The organism is Streptomyces sp. NBC_00259, from assembly GCF_036181745.1.
Taxonomy (GTDB): domain Bacteria; phylum Actinomycetota; class Actinomycetes; order Streptomycetales; family Streptomycetaceae; genus Streptomyces; species Streptomyces pratisoli.
Genome location: NZ_CP108080.1, coordinates 2,664,218 through 2,681,175 on the forward strand (window position 1 = coordinate 2,664,218; position 16,958 = coordinate 2,681,175).

13 protein-coding genes are annotated in these 16,958 nt (G+C 72.4%); 9 read left to right on the top strand and 4 right to left on the bottom strand.

Annotation, left to right across the window (positions count from 1 at the left end; all coding sequences use genetic code 11):
• Positions 1–328: 328 nt before the first annotated feature.
• Genes OG766_RS11955 through OG766_RS11965 form a run of 3 tightly spaced genes read right to left on the bottom strand, consistent with a single transcriptional unit; the run spans position 329 to position 2,979 of the window.
• Positions 329–568, bottom strand: coding sequence for a hypothetical protein (locus OG766_RS11955; RefSeq protein WP_266374170.1), 240 nt, complete (start codon positions 566–568; stop codon positions 329–331).
• Between the two features lie 20 nt (positions 569–588).
• Complete coding sequence (gene malQ, locus OG766_RS11960) at positions 589–2,718, bottom strand: 4-alpha-glucanotransferase (RefSeq protein ID WP_328725271.1); 2,130 nt, start codon at positions 2,716–2,718, stop codon at positions 589–591.
• Positions 2,719–2,979: a hypothetical protein gene (locus OG766_RS11965; RefSeq protein WP_266374168.1), complete on the bottom strand. Its 261-nt coding sequence runs from the start codon at positions 2,977–2,979 to the stop codon at positions 2,719–2,721.
• Positions 2,980–3,232: 253 nt separating this feature from the next.
• On the opposite strand from OG766_RS11965, the gene OG766_RS11970 reads away from it, so the two are divergent.
• The gene (locus tag OG766_RS11970; protein WP_328725273.1) at positions 3,233–6,157 is read left to right on the top strand and encodes a beta-N-acetylglucosaminidase domain-containing protein; all 2,925 of its coding nucleotides are present in this window, start codon (positions 3,233–3,235) and stop codon (positions 6,155–6,157) included.
• 46 nt (positions 6,158–6,203) lie between these two features.
• Here OG766_RS11970 and OG766_RS11975 read toward each other — a convergent pair whose 3' ends face one another.
• Complete coding sequence (locus OG766_RS11975; RefSeq protein WP_266374166.1) at positions 6,204–6,740, bottom strand: HNH endonuclease; 537 nt, start codon at positions 6,738–6,740, stop codon at positions 6,204–6,206.
• A 245-nt stretch (positions 6,741–6,985) separates the two neighbouring features.
• Here OG766_RS11975 and OG766_RS11980 point away from each other — a divergent pair, with 245 nt between their 5' ends.
• From OG766_RS11980 to OG766_RS12015, 8 genes are all read left to right on the top strand, one after another.
• Positions 6,986–8,041, top strand: a complete 1,056-nt coding sequence (locus OG766_RS11980; protein ID WP_328725274.1) for a mechanosensitive ion channel family protein — start codon at positions 6,986–6,988, stop codon at positions 8,039–8,041.
• Positions 8,042–8,258: 217 nt separating this feature from the next.
• Positions 8,259–9,461, top strand: coding sequence for an ROK family transcriptional regulator (locus OG766_RS11985; RefSeq protein WP_266374164.1), 1,203 nt, complete (start codon positions 8,259–8,261; stop codon positions 9,459–9,461).
• Positions 9,462–9,622: 161 nt separating this feature from the next.
• Entirely contained in the window at positions 9,623–10,960 is a 1,338-nt protein-coding gene (locus OG766_RS11990; RefSeq protein ID WP_328725275.1) for an ABC transporter substrate-binding protein, read from the top strand.
• On the top strand, positions 10,960–11,916 hold the full coding sequence (locus OG766_RS11995) for a carbohydrate ABC transporter permease (RefSeq protein ID WP_266374162.1): 957 nt from the start codon (positions 10,960–10,962) through the stop codon (positions 11,914–11,916). Before OG766_RS11990 ends, OG766_RS11995 begins: the two co-directional genes overlap by 1 nt.
• 3 nt (positions 11,917–11,919) lie before the next feature.
• Positions 11,920–12,828 (top strand): carbohydrate ABC transporter permease, encoded by a 909-nt coding sequence (locus OG766_RS12000; RefSeq protein WP_266374161.1) that lies wholly within the window; start codon positions 11,920–11,922, stop codon positions 12,826–12,828.
• A 5-nt stretch (positions 12,829–12,833) separates the two neighbouring features.
• Positions 12,834–14,141: a 6-phospho-beta-glucosidase gene (locus OG766_RS12005; RefSeq protein ID WP_266374160.1), complete on the top strand. Its 1,308-nt coding sequence runs from the start codon at positions 12,834–12,836 to the stop codon at positions 14,139–14,141.
• Positions 14,138–15,151 carry an N-acetylglucosamine kinase gene (locus OG766_RS12010; RefSeq protein ID WP_443045603.1) on the top strand — a complete coding sequence of 338 codons (1,014 nt, stop codon included), beginning with the start codon at positions 14,138–14,140 and terminating at the stop codon, positions 15,149–15,151. The genes OG766_RS12005 and OG766_RS12010 overlap by 4 nt, the downstream gene beginning before the upstream one ends.
• A 323-nt stretch (positions 15,152–15,474) precedes the next feature.
• Positions 15,475–16,941 (top strand): hypothetical protein, encoded by a 1,467-nt coding sequence (locus tag OG766_RS12015; RefSeq protein WP_423247035.1) that lies wholly within the window; start codon positions 15,475–15,477, stop codon positions 16,939–16,941.
• Positions 16,942–16,958 lie beyond the last annotated feature (17 nt).

Genomic DNA, 16,958 nt, shown 5'->3' on the forward strand with positions numbered 1-16,958 from the left:
CCGCAGGGCGGGGCGTGCGGCGTCCGGTGCGTGCAATCGCAAGGCGGTGGGGGTGCCCCCGGCCGAAGGCTGGGGGAGGGCATCCTCGTACTGGACGTACTTGGATGAGTCCGACAACGCAGCGTGGGGGCACCTCCCGTGCCCGAAGGGCTACGGGGGAGTGCGTGCCGGGCGTCGCGCGCCAGGCGGGATTTGTCAGACACGGCCTACGGGACGTCCCCTGCATGTTGGTTCCCGGCCCGTCGGGACGCCGGGCCGGGAACGCACGAAAGCGCCGCGCGGTGCGTACCGCGCGGCGCCCTCACGAAAGGTGCGAAGGAGCGGGTGCTCAGGCCTGCTTCTTGGGCCTGTCGGACTTGTCGAGGACCATCACCAGGCCCGCGATCACCAGGAACAGGACGATCGGCGCCGCGACGAACAGGCCGAGGGTCTCGGCCACGCTCAGGCCGGGACCCGGGTCGTCACCGTCGTCGGAGATCAGCGCGAGCGCCGGGGACGACATGAGCAGCATCATCAGCGTCGTACCGGCCGCGACGGTGCCGGCGCGCAGGGCGTTCTTCTTGTCCACGGTGCAAACGTAGCGAACGACTAGGAGAGGCGCGCGCCCGGGGTGCCCGTACGGGGTGTGGGCGCCGTCCGGAAGATCTCCATCAGGGCGTGCAGCCGCGGCGAGGTGGCCAGTTCCTCCAGGGTCAGGGGGCGGCCTTCGGCGTCCGCGAGGGGCAGCCGCCAGTTCGGGTACTGGTCCCAGGTGCCCGGCATGTTCTGCGGCCGCCGGTCCCCCACCGCGTCCGGCAGCCAGACGCCGACCATCCGGGCGGGGGTGCGCAGCAGGAACCGGTACACGGCCCGGATCTCGCCCTCCTCGTCGTGCGTGCCCTCGGGCAGCAGACCGAGCCGGGTCAGACAGGCGCGCCACTCCGCGACCTCCGCGGAGTCCTCCGTACGTTCCTGGTCCAGCGGCCGGGTGAGCAGCCCCAGCCGGTGGCGCAGCGCCACGTGCTCGCCGGTGAGACGGGCCGCGGTGGACGGCAGATCGTGGGTGGTCGCCGTGGCCACACAGCCCTCGCGCCAGCGACCCGGGGGCAGCGGGCGGCGGGTGCCGGTCCAGTCGCGCTCGAACCAGAGCACGGACGTGCCGAGCACGCCCCGGCGCGAGAGGGTCTCGCGCACGCCGGGCTCGACCGTGCCGAGGTCCTCCCCTATGACGACGGCTCCGGCGCGGTGTGCCTCCAGGACGAGGACGGCGAGCATCGCCTCGGCGTCGTAGCGCACGTACGTGCCCTCGGTGGGCTCGGCGCCGATGGGCACCCACCACAGCCGGAACAGGCCCATGACATGGTCGAGCCGCAGCGCACCCGCATGCCGGAGAAGCTCGCGCAGGAGTCCGCGGTACGGGGCGTAGCCGGACGCGGCGAGGACGTCGGGCCGCCACGGCGGCAGGCCCCAGTCCTGGCCGCGCGCGTTGAACGCGTCCGGCGGCGCCCCCACCGACATCCCCGCGGCGAACGCGTCCTGCTGCGCCCAGGCGTCGGCGCCGCCCGGGTGCACGCCGACGGCGAGGTCGTGGACGATGCCGACGGGCATTCCCGCGTCGCGCGCCGCCGCGGACGCCGCGGCCAGCTGCTCGTCGGTGAGCCAGGCGAGCCGGCAGTGGAAGTCGACACGGTCCATCAGCTCGTCGCGGGCGCGGGCGGTCTCCGCGGAGCGCGGGTCGCGCAGCCCGGCGGGCCAGGCGTGCCAGTCGGAGCCGTGGATCTCCGCGAGGGCGCACCAGGTGGCGTGGTCGTCCAGTGCCTCGCCCCGGTCGGCCAGGAAGTCGCAGTACGCGGCCCACCGGCCGGGGCCGAGCGGGACGCGCAGCACCAGCTCCAGCGCCTGGAGCTTGAGCTCCCACACGGCGTCGCGGTCGATCAGCGCGCCCTTGCGCAGAACGGTCCCGCGCAGCCCGGCCGCCTTCTCCACGAGGGCGTCGAGGCGGACCCGGTCCTGGCCGGTGACGTACGCGTACTCGGGGACGTCCTCGATCCGCAGATGCACGGGATCGGGGAAGCGGCGCGAGGACGGCCGGTACGGGGACGGGTCGGTCGGCGCGCCGGGCACCGCCGCGTGCAGCGGGTTGACCTGCACGAACCCGGCCCCGAGCGCCCGGCCGGCCCAGGCCGCGAGCTCCGCGAGGTCCCCGAGATCGCCCATCCCCCACGACCGTGCGGACAGCAGCGAGTAGAGCTGCACCAGGAAGCCGTGCGCCCGCCCCGGCGGCGGCGCGACCGCCTCGGGCGCGACGACGAGCGTGGCGCGCGCCGTGCGGCCGTCGGGTGTGCGCACGGTCAATCCATGCAAGCCGGTGGGCAGTTCGGCCCAGTCGGCGGGCGCGGGTGGCTGCTCGTCGGCGCCCCCCGCGCGCGGTGCGCGTTCGCGCCATTCCCGCGTGCCGCCGTCCTCCAGGTGCACCCGTACACGGGCGCCCGGAGGAACGGCGACGGGTGGCCCGGTCACCGGGAGCCAGGCCACCACCGTCGGAGGGAGGAGGCGCTCCTCGGCGGCGGTGTCGGCCGCGGCGAGGGCCGTGCGGACCGAGTCGGAGGTGGCGGCGTCCACGCCGAGGGCGGCGAGCACCGCGACGACCGTGGAGTCGGGCACGGGAACGGTGACGCCCGCCGAGGGCGAGTACGTGGTGGCGACACCGTGCAGCGCGGCCAGCCGGGCCAGGCCCATTCAGACTCCTGGGGACTCCGTGCCGCCGGCTGCGCCGGGGGCGGTGGGTTCGCTGGTGAGGGGGGTGGCCTCGGCGAGCGGGGGCTCGCTGGTCAGGGGGGTGGCGTCGGCGAGCGGGGGCTCGCTGGTCAGGGGCAGGGCGGCGGTGAACGGCGGCTCGCTGGTCAGGGGCAGGGCGCCGGCGAGCGGCGGCTCGCTCGTGAGCGGGCCGGGCACCGGTTTGGACAGGGCGGAGAGCAGCAGCTGCGCGGAAGCGGCCACGGGTGGCCTCCTAAAGGTGGGCAACGGGACATTGCAGCCCTACCCAGCGGGCACGGCCGCAGACGTACACCTGTCGTCAACGTGTTCCGTGTCACATTCTGCTCCACGCACGGGAGTTGAGCCGCCCGTCCGCGTCCCTCGCGCGTCGTCGGGCAAATACGACACAACAGTCAGCCACATTGACACGTTCACCGCACCGGTGGTGGGCTCGAACCCGTTTCGCTGGGGCACGGGGAGTCGAGGGGAGCCTGATGTGCGGTTCGGGCGCAGAAAGCAGACGGCGACGGCCGTCGCCGTCGCGGTCATCGGCGGACTGCTCGGCACGGCTCCCGGAGCCGCCGCCGCCCCGGACGTACCGGGTCCCCCCGCCACCACGGTGCCCGAGCGGGAGGGCGAGGGGACACCGCCCGCGGTCTGGCCGCGTCCGCAGACGCTGAAGTCCACCGGACCGGCCGTGCGGCTCGGTGAGGACGTGACCCTCCTCGCCGCCCCGGACGCCGATCCGTACGCCGTGGAAGCGGTTCGCGAGGCGCTGCGTGCCGCCGGGGTGCGGACCGTCCACACCTCGCTGCCCGGCCGTGGCCCTGTGCTCCATCTCGGCGGCAGCGGCGCACTCGAAGCCCTGCGCGCCCTGCGCGCCTCCGAACGCGCCGATCTGCCCTCCGGCGGCTACCGCATCGCCACCGGCCGTGTCTCGGGCCGGGACACCGTCGCCCTTGACGGTGTCGGTGCCGACGGGCTGTTCCACGGCGCCCAGACGCTGCGGCAGCTCGTGAAGGACGGCGCGGTCGCCGGCGTCGCCGTGCGGGACTGGCCCGGCACGGCCGTGCGCGGAGTGACGGAGGGGTTCTACGGACAGCCCTGGACCCACGAACAGCGGCTGGCGCAGATCGACTTCATGGGCCGGACCAAGCAGAACCGGTACCTCTACGCGCCGGGCGACGACGCCTTCCGGCAGACCCGCTGGCGCGATCCGTATCCCGCCGACCAGCGCGCCGCGTTCCGCGAACTCGCCGAGCGGGCCGCCCGCAACCATGTGACGCTCGCCTGGGCCGTCGCCCCCGCCCAGTCCATGTGCCTGGCCTCCGACGACGACGCCAAGGCCCTCAAGCGCAAGGTCGACGCCATGTGGGCGCTCGGCGTACGCGCCTTCCAACTGCAGTTCCAGGACGTCAGCTACAGCGAGTGGCACTGCGACCGGGACGCCGACACCTTCGGCTCGGGGCCCGCCGCCGCGGCGAAGGCGCAGGCGCGGCTCGCCGGGGAGCTGGCGGACCATCTCGCGGAACGCCACCCCGAGGCGGCGCCACTCACGGTGATGCCGACGGAGTTCCACCAGGACGGCGCGACCGAGTACCGCACGGCCCTCGCCTCGGCGCTCGACGCCCGGGTGCAGGTCGCCTGGACCGGCGTCGGGGTCGTACCGCGCACCATCACCGGGCGGGAACTGGCCGGGGCCCGCGAGGTGTTCCGCCACCCGGTGGTCACGATGGACAACTATCCGGTCAACGACTACGCCCAGGACAGGCTCTTCCTCGGCCCCTACACCGGCCGCGAGCCGGCCGTCGCGACGGGCTCGGCGGCGTTGCTCGCCAACGCCATGGAGCAGCCGGCCGCGTCCCGCATCCCCCTGTTCACCACCGCCGACTACGCATGGAACCCCAAGGGTTACCGGCCGCAGGAGTCCTGGCGGGCGGCGATAGACGACCTCGCGGGCGGCGACCCGAAGACCCGGGAGGCGCTCGGCGTGCTCGCCGGGAACCACGCGTCGTCCCTCCTCGACCCCACCGAGTCCGCCTATCTGAGCCCGCTGCTGGCGGAGTTCTGGCGGTCCCGTACCAGCACGGACGCGGACGCCAGGGACGCGGCGGCCGAACGGCTGCGGGCCGCGTTCACCGTGATGCGGGAGGCGCCCCGGCGGCTGGCCGCGCTCGATGCCGAAGTGGGGCCGTGGGTGGACCAGTTGGCCCGCTACGGCACGGCGGGCGAGGTCGCCGTCGACATGCTCCAGGCCCAGGCGCGCGGCGACGGCGAGACGGCGTGGCGGTCCTCGCTGGCCCTCGCGCCGCTGCGCACGGCGATCGGCGCACGGCGGGTGACGGTCGGCAACGGCGTCCTCGGCCCGTTCCTGACCCGGGTGGCGAAGGAGTCCGCGGCGTGGACGGGCGCGGACCGCAGGCCGGGACCGGTGACCCGGACCGCCGACGCGTACACGGTGCGGCTGGACCGCGCCCGGCCCGTCGAAGTGGTGACCGCGATGACCGAGCCCGCCGCGGAGGGCGCGGCCGGCGTCACGGGCACGCTGGAGGCTCATGTGCCGGGCGGGGGCTGGCGCCGGCTCGGCGCGCTCGCCCCGTCAGGCTGGACGCAGCACCGCACCCAGGGACTGCGGGTGGACGCGCTGCGGATCACCGGGGCGGCCGGTGTCCACGCGCTCGTTCCGTGGTTCGCCGACGAACCCCGGGCGCGGCTCGCGCTCGTACGGGGCGAACTGGACGCGCCCATCGGCGGCGGTCCGCAGCGGACGGAGGCGTACGTCGCCGCCCGGCGGCCGGACGAGGTGCGGGGTCCGCTGACCGCGAAGGCTCCGAAGGGCATCACGGTGGCCGTGCCGAAGGAGGTGCGGGTGCCGCGGGGCCGGCGGACGGCCGTGCCGGTCGAGGTGACCGTGCCGCCGGGGACTCCGGCGGGCGAGTACCAGGTGCCGTTCACCTTCGACGGCGAGGAGCGCACCCTGACGGTGCGGGCCTACCCGCGCACCGGCGGCCCCGATGTGCTGCGTACGGCCAGGGCCTCCTCCTCCGGCGACGAGACGCCCGACTTCCCGGCCTCCGCGGCCACGGACGGCGACCCGGCCACGCGCTGGTCCTCCCCCGCGGAGGACGGCGCCTGGTGGCAGGCGGAGCTGCCCGGGCCGACCCGGCTTGGCCAGGTGGTGCTGCACTGGCAGGACGCCCACGCCACGCGATACCGCATCCAGGTCTCGGCGGACGGCCGCAACTGGCGCACGGCGGCGACGGTCCGCGACGGCAGGGGCGGCCGAGAGTCGATCCGCATGGACGCGCCGGGGGTTCGCTTCGTCCGGGTGCAGGGCGAGACACGCGCGACCCGCTTCGGCTACTCGCTGTGGTCGGTGGAGGCGTACGCGGTGTCGGAGCAGGAGGTCGGCGCCCCCTGACCCGAGGGTCGGCGGGGGCACCCGCACACAACAGTGGCCCGGATCCTCAGGCGGATATGCCGTCGATCCGGGCCATCGCGTCGTCCGCGCCGAACGGCTGCAGATATGGCAGCCAGCGCGGGTCCCTATGCCCTGTGCCGATGATGCGCCAGGCCAGGCCGCTCGGTGGGGCGGGTTGGTGCCGCAGCCGCCAGCCCAGCTCGCGCAGGTGCCGGTCGGCCTTGACGTGGTTGCAGCGGCGGCACGCGGCCACCACGTTGTCCCAGACGTGCTGACCGCCGCGACTGCGCGGAACGACGTGGTCGACGCTGGTTGCGACACCACCGCAGTACATGCAGCGGCCCCCGTCGCGGGCGAACAGCGCGCGGCGGGTCAGAGGAACGGGCCCCCGGTAGGGGACCCGGACGAAGCGCTTGAGCCTGACCACGCTGGGCGCGGGCATCACTCGGGTCTCACTGTGCATGAAGGCGCCGGACTCCTCGAGACAGATGGCTTTGTTCTCGAGGACGAGGACGAGCGCGCGGCGGAGCGGTACGACGCCGAGTGGCTCGTACGACGCGTTGAGGACCAGGACATGCGGCACGGATGCCTCCTTGTACGCCGGCGGCGCGTGGCTCGCGCCGGGACGATCTGCTCTCAGTCTCTCCTCATGCCTGGTCGAAGCGCCACTACGTCCCCGTAACGGGCCGGAAGGATTTTGTGTGCGCTCGGCCACACCGGAAGGATGCCCGGGTGAGCCTTGTCTCTCCCTCCGGTGAAGGACCGGGGCATACCCGATGCCCCGTTAGTGTGGATGGTCCGCCGACCGCACAACCGGAGGTCCCCGCCGTGTTCCTGGCCGCCGATCCGTCTGCCCCGCCCGTCACCCTCGACGAGGCCGCGGAGAGGGCCAACAACGCCGCCGGCTGGGTGGAGCAGAACTGGTCCACCTGGCTCAGCGTCGGTCTGCGCATCCTGCTGATCGTCGTGATCGCGGTCCTGCTGCGGATCGCGATCCGCCGCGCGCTCACCAAGCTCATCGAAAGGATGAACCGCAGCGCCCAGGCCGTGGAGGGCACGGCCCTCGGCGGTCTGCTGGTGAACGCCGAACGGCGTCGTCAGCGTTCCGAGGCGATCGGTTCCGTCCTGCGGTCGGTCGCCTCGTTCGTGATCCTCGGCACGGCCGGCCTGATGGTCCTCGGCGCGCTCAACATCGATCTGGCGCCGCTGCTCGCCTCGGCGGGTGTGGCCGGTGTGGCGCTCGGCTTCGGTGCCCGCAATCTCGTCACCGACTTCCTGTCCGGCGTCTTCATGATCCTGGAGGACCAGTACGGCGTCGGCGACTCGATCGACGCGGGTGTCGCCTCGGGCGAGGTGGTCGAGGTCGGTCTGCGGGTGACGAAGCTGCGCGGTGACAACGGCGAGATCTGGTACGTCCGCAACGGCGAGGTCAAGCGGATCGGCAACCTCAGCCAGGGCTGGGCGACGGCCTCCGTCGCCGTCGCGGTGCGCCCGTCGGAGGATCTGGACCAGGTCCGCAAGGTCATCGAGGAAGCCGCCGGGACCATGACCAAGGACGAGCCGTGGAACGAGCGGCTGTGGGGTCCGGTCGAGGTACTGGGCCTGACCGAGGTGCTGCTGGACCAGATGACGGTCTCGGTCGCCGCGAAGACCATGCCGGGCAAGGCGCTGGGCGTGGAGCGCGAACTGCGCTGGCGCATCAAGCGCGCGTTCGACGAGGCGGGCATCCGGATCGTCGGCGGTCTGCCGCTGCAGGCGGACGGCGAGCAGCCCGTGAAGGACCCGACGGCCGGCGTCGCGGCCCCGTCGGCGTACTCCTCGGCGACGTCGCCCCAGTCTCTGGCGGCGTCCCCCATCTCCCCGCCGGCGAGCCTGTCGAAGTAGTCGCAGGAGGGCTCAGGACGCCGCAGGAAGTCGTCCGAGCCCGAGAGAGGGCGCCCCCGCCGTCACGGCGGGGGCGCCCTTTTCACGTCTGGGGGCATTCGCGGGTCTCGGGGTATTCGCGGGCCGCGGGGTATTGACGGAGCGACGACGGGGCACTTACCTTCTCGTCGTCAATTAGGAAACTTTCCTAACAATGCTCGAAGGGCAGGTGGTCGTCGTGGCCGGTACTACCCCGGGAACACCGCGCGTACTCCGTGCCATGAACGACCGTGCGGCGCTCGACCTGCTGCTGGAGCACGGTCCGCTCTCGCGCACCCGGATCGGCAAGCTGACCGGTCTGTCCAAGCCCACCGCCTCCCAGCTGCTGGCCCGGCTGGAGGCCGCGGGTCTGGTCGTCGCCACCGGCACCACCGAAGGCCGGCCGGGGCCGAACGCGCAGCTGTACACGATCAACGCCCGCACCGCCTTCGCCGCCGGCCTCGACGTGACCCCGCAGCGCATCCGCGCCGCCGTCGCCGACATCACCGGAGCGACCGTCGGCGAGTTCGTCGTACCGACCCCGGCGCGGCGCGGCGACGGTGTCGTACGGCAGGTCACCGACGCCCTCGACGGGGCCGTGAAGGCGGCCGGGATCACCCGGGCCGATGTGCACCGCCTGGTCATCGGCACCCCGGGCGCCTTCGACCCGTCGACCGGGCGGCTCCGGTACGCGTCCCATCTGCCCGGCTGGCACTCCCCCACGCTGCTCGACGAACTGGCGGCCGTGCTGCCGATGCCCGTCGAGTACGAGAACGACGTCAACCTGGTCGCCGTGGCCGAGCAGCGGCTCGGCGCCGCCCGCGGCCATGACGACTTCGTTCTGCTGTGGAACGAGGAGGGACTCGGCGCCGCCCTCGTCATCGGCGGACGGCTGCACCGCGGCTTCACCGGCGGCGCGGGCGAGGTCGGCTTCCTGCCGGTGCCCGGTACGCCCCTGGTGCGACAGGTCTCCAAGGCGGGCAGCGGCGGCTTCCAGGAACTGGCCGGCGCGCAGACGGTGCCCCGGCTGGCCAGGGAGCTCGGCATCGAGGACATCGGGCAGGGAGCGCACCACGAGATGGCGGCCGGACTGCTGGAGCGGGCCGCGGAGGCCGAGTCGGGTCCGTACCGCATGCTGCTCGACGCCTTCGGGACCGGGCTCGCCACCGGTCTGGCCTCCATGGTCGCCGTGCTCGACCCGGAACTCGTCGTCCTCTCCGGACCGCTGACCGTCGCCGGCGGGGAACCGCTGCGGACGCGGGTCCAGTCGGAGCTGGCCGAGCTGGCCCCGTCCCGGCCGCGTCTCGTCATCGGCGACGTGCAGGAGCATCCCGTGCTGCGCGGGGCGCTGGAGAGCGCCCTGGCGGCCACCCGCGACGAGGTCTTCGACACCTCGCGCTGAAGTCCACGCCACCGCCCCCGACCCGGTCCTCAGCCCCGCTCCGGTCCACTGCTCCACCTCGGTCCGCCGGTCCGCCTCCGGTCCACTGCCCCGTCCCGGTCCACTGTTCCGCCCCGTCCGACCCCGTCCCGTCCATGCCCCGCCCCCAGGGAGACAGCGTCATGCCCGGAAGCCGCCGCACCACGGCCGTCGCACTGGCCGCGACCGCCTCGATAGCCCTGCTCGCCACCGCCTGTACGGGGTCCAACGACGCCGGCGCGAAGGACGACCCGAACGCGCGGACCACCCTCACCTTCTGGCACGGCTGGAGCGCGCCCAGCGAGGTCGAGGCGATCGCGGCGAACATCGAGGCGTTCGAGGCGAAGCACCCCAACATCAAGGTCAAGGTCGTCAAGGGCATCACGGACGACAAGCTCAACCAGGCGCTGCGGGCCGGCGGCTCGAACGCTCCGGACGTCGTCTCCTCCTTCACCACCGACAACGTGGGCCGCTTCTGCTCCACCAACGCACTCGCCGACCTCAAGCCCTTCCTGGACAAGGCGAAGATCGACCCGGCGAAGACCTTCCTGCCGCAGATGGCCAAGTACACCGAGCACGAGGGCAAGCGCTGCACGGTGCCGCTGCTGGGTGACGCGTACGGCCTCTACTACAACAAGAAGGCGTTCGCCGAGGCCGGCATCACCGCCCCGCCGAAGACGCTCTCCGAGTTCGACGAGGTCGCCAAGAAGCTCACCAAGGCCAAGGGCGACACCTACGAGCAGCTCGGCTTCATGCCCAACTTCCAGGGCTACGAGACCACCTTCGAGCACTACGCCGCCCAGTTCGGCATCCAGTACCTCGACGGCGAGGGCAAGTCCAGCCTGGCCTCGGACCCCCACACCAAGGAACTGCTGACCTGGCAGAAGGGACTCGTCGACAAGCTGGGCGGCTACCAGAAGCTGGAGAAGTACCGCACCGGACTCGGCGACGAGTGGGGCCCCAAGCACCCGCTGCACACCGGCCAGGTCGCCATGCAGCTCGACGGCGAGTGGCGCGGCAAGATGGCGAAGGACGCGAAGCTGCCGTTCGAGATCGGCGCGGCGCCCTTCCCCGTGCCGGACGACCAGGCCGCCGACTACGGCAAGGGCTATCTGTCCGGGACGATCCTCGGCATCGCCGGCACCAGTGAGAAGCAGAACGCCGCCTGGGAGCTGGTGAAGTACCTGTCGACCGACACCGACGCGGTCGTCTCCTTCGCCAACGCGATCCACAACGTGCCGTCCACCCTGGCCGCCCTGAAGTCGCCGAAGCTCAACAACGACCCGGTGTACCGCACGTTCGTCGACATCGCGCAGCACCCGAAGAGCGCACACGCTCCGTCCTCGGTGAACGGCGGCGCCTTCCTGCTGACCGCCCAGGACTTCGGCGTCGCCTACGAGGCCGGGCGGGAGAAGGACCTCGACGCCGGGCTGAAGAAGACCGACGCCCAGGTCGACAAGGACAACGAGCAGGCGGGCTGATGACCGCGGCACTCCCCGTCCCGGCGGGGCTGAGGGCGAAGCGCAGGAGAGCCGCGCTTCGCACCCTCGGTTTCCTGTCGCCCTGGCTGATCGGGTTCGGCGTCTTCTTCGCCTACCCCCTGGTCTCGGCCGTCTACTTCTCCTTCATGAAGTACGACGGTTTCACCGCGCCCACCTGGGTGGGCCTGAAGAACTGGTCGTACGTCTTCGGCGATTACCCGTTCTTCTGGCCGGCCCTGCGCAACACGCTCTGGCTGATCGTGGTCATGGTGTCGCTCCGGGTCGTCTTCGGCCTCGGCGTCGGGCTGCTGGTGACGAGGATCAGGACGGGCGCGGGGCTGTTCCGGACGCTGTTCTATCTGCCGTACCTGGCCCCGCCGGTCGCGGCGACGATGTCGTTCGTCTTCCTGCTGAACCCGGGTACGGGACCGGCGAACACCGTCCTGGCGGCGTTGGGGCTGCCGGAGCCCGGCTGGTTCAACGACCCGCTCTGGTCGAAGCCCTCACTGACGATCCTGGCCCTGTGGGGCATCGGCGACCTCATGGTGATCTTCATGGCGGCGCTGCTCGACGTGCCGAAGGAGCAGTACGAGGCGGCCGAACTGGACGGGGCCGGGTCCTGGCAGCGGTTCCGGTACGTCACGCTGCCGAACATCTCCCCGATCGTGCTGTTCTCCGTGGTCACCGGAGTGATCGCGACGATGCAGTACTACACGGAACCGATCGTCGCGGCGAAGGTCGCCAGCGGGGTGATCGGCGGCTCCGGGCAGCAGTTCGAGCCCGGCTATCCGGACAAGACCACGCTCACCGTCCCGCAGATCGTCTACAACCTCGGCTTCCAGCGGTTCGACACGGGTGCCGCGTGTGTCGTGGCCCTGGTGCTGTTCGCGCTGGCCATGGTGTTCACAGCGTTTCTGATGAGACGGCGCTCCGGCTTCCTGTCGGCGGAGGACTGAACGATGACCCCCACCACGACACTCACCCCGGCGGCACCCGCCGTGCGCAGGCCGGCCGGCGGCGGCTCCGCCCTGCGCAGCGCGCGGCGCAGGGCCGCCCTGGAGTGGATCGCGGTCCACTCACTGGCGATCGCCGCCGCCCTGTTCTTCCTCCTGCCCTTCGTGTTCGTGTTCCTGACCGCGGTGATGAGCGACGACCAGGCGCTCACCCGCGAGCTGTGGCCGGGCACCTGGGAGTGGGGCAACTTCGCCACCGTGTGGAAAACACCCGGGTTCCTGACCTGGTGGCGCAACACCCTGCTGTACGCGGGGCTCGGCACGGTGCTCGCGGTCGGGTCGAGCATCCCGGTGGCCTACGCGCTGGCGAAGTTCCGCTTCCGCGGCAGAAGTCTGGCGATGATGCTGGTCATCGCGATGATGATGCTGCCGCCCCAGGTCGTCGTCATCCCGATGTACCTGTTCTGGGCGAAGCAGCTGGACCTCGCGGGCACCCTGTGGCCGCTGATCATTCCGTTCGCCTTCGGCAACGCGTTCACGATCTTCCTGCTGCGGCAGTTCCTGCTGACCATCCCGAAGGAGTACACCGAGGCGGCAAGGATCGACGGCTGCGGCGAGTTCCGGACGATGGTGCGGATCGTGCTGCCGATGGCGAAGCCGGCGATCGCGGCCGTGGCGCTGTTCCACTTCTTCTACTGCTGGAACGACTACTTCGGCCCGCAGATCTACGCCTCGGAGAATCCCGCCGCCTGGACGCTCTCCTACGGACTGGAGTCCTTCAAGGGCGCGCACCAGACGGACTGGAACCTGACGATGGCCGCGACCGTGATGATCATGGCGCCGGTGATCGTCGTGTTCTTCTTCGCACAAAAGGCCTTCATCGAGGGCGTCACACTGACCGGAGTGAAGGGCTGACACGCATGCTGCATTCCCACGGGGAACCACCCCTCGCCCCTCGGCCGGCCAAGATCGCAGTGGTGGGTGGCGGATCCACCTACACCCCTGAACTGATCGACGGATTCGCCCGGTTGAGGGACACCCTGCCGATCGGCGAGCTGGTCCTCATCGACCCGGCGGCCGGCCGGCTGGACCTGGTCGGCGGGCTCGCCCGGCGGATCTTCGCCAAGCAGGGCCATCCCGGGACCATCACGACCACCGCCGACCTCGACGCCGGTGTCGCCGGAGCGGACGCCGTGCTCCTGCAGCTCCGTGTCGGCGGGCAGGCCGCGCGGGAGCAGGACGAGACCTGGCCCCTGGAGTGCGGCTGCGTGGGTCAGGAGACGACCGGCGCCGGCGGGCTCGCCAAGGCCCTGCGCACGGTGCCCGTGGTGCTGGACATCGCCGAACGGGTCCGGCGCGCCGCACCGGAGGCCTGGATCATCGACTTCACCAACCCGGTGGGCATCGTCACCCGTGCCCTGCTCCAGGCCGGTCACCGGGCCGTCGGGCTGTGCAACGTGGCGATCGGCCTCCAGCGGAAGTTCGCCGCGCTGCTGAACACGGCCCCCGGCGAGGTGCATCTGGACCATGTGGGCCTCAACCACCTCACCTGGGAGACGGGTGTACGACTCGGCGGACCCGAGGGCGAGAACGTCCTGCCGGCCCTGCTCGCCGAGCACGGCGACACCATCGCGGGCGACCTCAGGCTGCCCCGGGAGGTCCTGGACCGGCTCGGCGTCGTCCCCTCGTACTACCTGCGCTACTTCTACGCGCACGACGCGGTCGTACGGGAGCTGAGGACCAAGCCGTCGCGGGCCGCCGAGGTCGCCGCGATGGAGAGGCAGCTGCTGGAGATGTACGGCGACCCGGCACTCGACGAGAAGCCGGCGCTGCTCGCCAAGCGGGGCGGCGCGTTCTACTCGGAGGCGGCCGTCGATCTGGCCGCCTCGCTCCTGGGCGCGGGAGGCAGCCCGTTCCAGGTGGTCAACACGTACAACAACGGGACGCTGCCCTTCCTGCCCGACGACGCCGTCATCGAGGTGCAGGCCGCCGTCGGCACCAAGGGCGCCTCGCCGCTGGCGGTACCGGAGCTCGACCCGCTGTACGCCGGGCTGATCGCCAACGTCACGGCGTACGAGGACCTTGCGCTGGAGGCCGCGCTGCGCGGCGGCCGCGACCGGGTCTTCAAGGCACTGTTGTCCCACCCCCTGATCGGCCAGTACGAGTACGCCGAGGCGCTCACCGACCAGCTGATCGCGCACAACCGGGAGCACCTTTCGTGGGCGTGACCCCTTCGGTGTCGGTGCTCGCCGTCGACGCCGGCAACAGCAAGACCGACGTGGCCGTGATCGGGCCCGACGGTTCCGTGATCGGGGCGGCGCGCGGCGGGGGCTTCCAGCCGCCCGCGGTGGGCGTCCGGGCGGCTCTGGACGGCCTGGCCGAGCCGGTGGAACGGGCCCTCGGACAGGCCGGGCTCCGGGCCGTCACGCATGTCTCCGCCTGCCTCGCCAACGCCGATCTCCCGGTCGAGGAGGAGGAGTTGACGGCCGCCGTGCACGCCCGTGGCTGGGGCGGGACGACCGTCGTGCGCAACGACACCTTCGCGATCCTGCGCGCCGGGGTCGACGAACCACGGGGCGTGGCCGTCGTGTGCGGCGCGGGCATCAACTGCGTGGGCATGCTGCCGGACGGCCGCACCGCCCGCTTCCCGGCGATCGGCCGGATCTCCGGCGACTGGGGCGGGGGCGCCGGACTCGCCGAGGAGGCGCTGTGGTTCGCCGCGCGGGCCGAGGACGGGCGCGGCGAGCCGACGGAGCTCGCACGGACGCTTCCGGCGCACTTCGGTCTGGAGTCGATGTACGCGCTGATCGAGGCGCTGCATCTGGGCCGTATCGACGGGGCGCGCAGGCACGAGCTGACCCCGGTCCTCTTCGCCACCGGGGCGGCGGGCGATCCGGTGGCCCGCGCGATCGTCGACCGGCTCGCGGACGAGGTCGTCGCCCTGTCGACGGTGGCGCTCGGCCGGCTCGGTCTGCTGGACGAGGAGGTGCCCGTGGTGCTGGGTGGCAGTGTGCTGGCCGCCCGTCATCCGCAGCTGAGCGACAGGATCGACGAACTGCTGGCCGCCCGGGCGCCGAAGGCGGCCGTGTCCGTGGTCACCTCGCCACCGGTGCTGGGTGCGGCGCTGCTGGGACTCGACCACGTCGGAGCGCCGGCGCAGGCGCGGGCGCGACTGCGGGCGGGGTACGCGCAGGAGGGCGGGTCTCGTTCGCGCCGTCAGCATCACACGCGTGGGTGACGCGTCGCGGACGGTGCACCGGGAGTGGTCCGTGGCGCCCGAGCCCTTCGTGCGCGCCGCCCGGCGGCGCCACGGGCGCAGGCCCCGATTCACGGCGCAACGCCGCTGACCCCGGCGTGAGGGGAACCGATCGGGGTCCGGGGACGTATTGATGGTGGGGGCGCGGGAAGCAGGGGGCGGCATTGACGCAAAGGGCCGAATAGCACAAGATCCAGTGAATCCCGGGTGTGGATGTCCGCCCCTGCGGCCATACTGCTGGCCGGAAGCCGTCCCCCGACCCGCCGGGAGGCGGGACGTCGTCAGTGACCAAGGGGGAGGTCAAGGTGACACACACGCCGAATCAGGGAGGTCCGCCGGCGCCACCCGTGCCTCAGGTCCCGGCGCAGCCGGGGCCGTTGCCCGGAGCGTTGCCGGCGCCGTTGCCCGGACCGGGCTCACGGCCGTCCGCCGACGAGTCGGCGTCACCCCCGGGGACCCTCGCGCGGCGCAGCGCCTGGGCGGAGACGACGGCGCAGCTGCGCGCCGCCGCGACGACGGAGCCGGGCCGGCTGCGGATCATCGGCGCCGTACTGGCCGCGCTGGTCGTGGCGTTCGGTGTGGTGACCGCCTTGGAGATCGCCGACCGCGCCACCGCGGCCGATGACGTGGTGAGCCGCAGCCAGCCACTGAGCGCGGACGCGGCGAGCATCTACCGGTCCCTCGCCGATGCCGACACGGCCGCGGCGAGCGGGTTCCTGGCCGGCGCGCAAGAGCCCGCCGCGACGCGGAACCGGTATCACCAGGACATCGCCAGTGCGTCCCGGCTGCTGGTGAAGGCCGCGGCGAACACGGACAGTTCCACCGAGTCGGGCCACTGGATCGCCACGCTGAACGAGCAGCTCCCCCGCTACACGGGCCTGATAGAGCGGGCCCGCGCGAACAACCGCCAGGGACTCCCCCTCGGCGGCGCCTATCTGCGGTACGCGAACCAGCAGATGACCACGGAGCTGCTCCCGGCGGCCCAGAAGCTGTACGACGCGGAGACGGCCCGGCTCTACGACGACCACGGCGACGCGCGGCTGTGGCCGTTCCTGTCCCTGGGCATCGGCGTGGCGGCGCTCGGAGGTCTGGTCTGGGTGCAGCGCCGCAACTACCTGCACACGAACCGGGTGTTCAACCACGGGCTGCTCGCGGCCACCGCGGCGTCCGCGGTGATCCTGCTCTGGCTCGGGGTGGGGCACGCGGTCGCCAGGGTCGAGCTGAACGACGCGCGGGCGCACGGCCAGGAGTCCCTGAAGGTCCTCAACGACGCCCGGATCAGCAGTCTGAAGGCCCGGGCCAACGAGAATCTGACCCTGGTCGCGCGTGGCGCCGTGCTCACGGCGGACGGCAAGAGCGACAAGTACGAGACGGACTACACGTCGGGCATGAGCAGACTCCATGACTCGCTCGTCCGGGCGGAGAGCCTCGCCGACGACGGCGAGGGCCGCACACCGGTCGCGACCGCCGTCACCGCGGTGTCCGAGTGGAAGACCCGGCACAAGTCCGCCAGCGACACCGACAAGGCCGGGGACTACGACGGGGCACTGGCCAAGGTGATCGGCAGCAAGGGCTCCACGGGGCAGTGCTTCGACCAGGTCGACGCCGCGCTGGACCGGGCCCTGGCCCATGAGCAGGCCGAGTTCACGCAGTCGGCTCAGGACGGCAGGGGCGCGCTGGCGGGCCTGCCGATCGGGGCGGCGGCGCTCGCGGTGCTCGGTGCGCTGGGCGCGATCCTCGGCATCGGGCGCAGGCTTTCGGAGTACCGGTGAGAGGGGGAGAGATGGGG

What these genes read in the sequence shown, in the direction of transcription:
- OG766_RS11990 (WP_328725275.1), top strand. Translation starts at nt 9,623, where the DNA reads ATGCCCGGAAGCCGCCGCACCACGGCCGTCGCACTGGCCGCGACCGCC.
- malQ (WP_328725271.1), bottom strand. Translation starts at nt 2,718, where the DNA reads ATGGGCCTGGCCCGGCTGGCCGCGCTGCACGGTGTCGCCACCACGTAC.
- OG766_RS12005 (WP_266374160.1), top strand. Translation starts at nt 12,834, where the DNA reads ATGCTGCATTCCCACGGGGAACCACCCCTCGCCCCTCGGCCGGCCAAG.
- OG766_RS12000 (WP_266374161.1), top strand. Translation starts at nt 11,920, where the DNA reads ATGACCCCCACCACGACACTCACCCCGGCGGCACCCGCCGTGCGCAGG.
- OG766_RS11995 (WP_266374162.1), top strand. Translation starts at nt 10,960, where the DNA reads ATGACCGCGGCACTCCCCGTCCCGGCGGGGCTGAGGGCGAAGCGCAGG.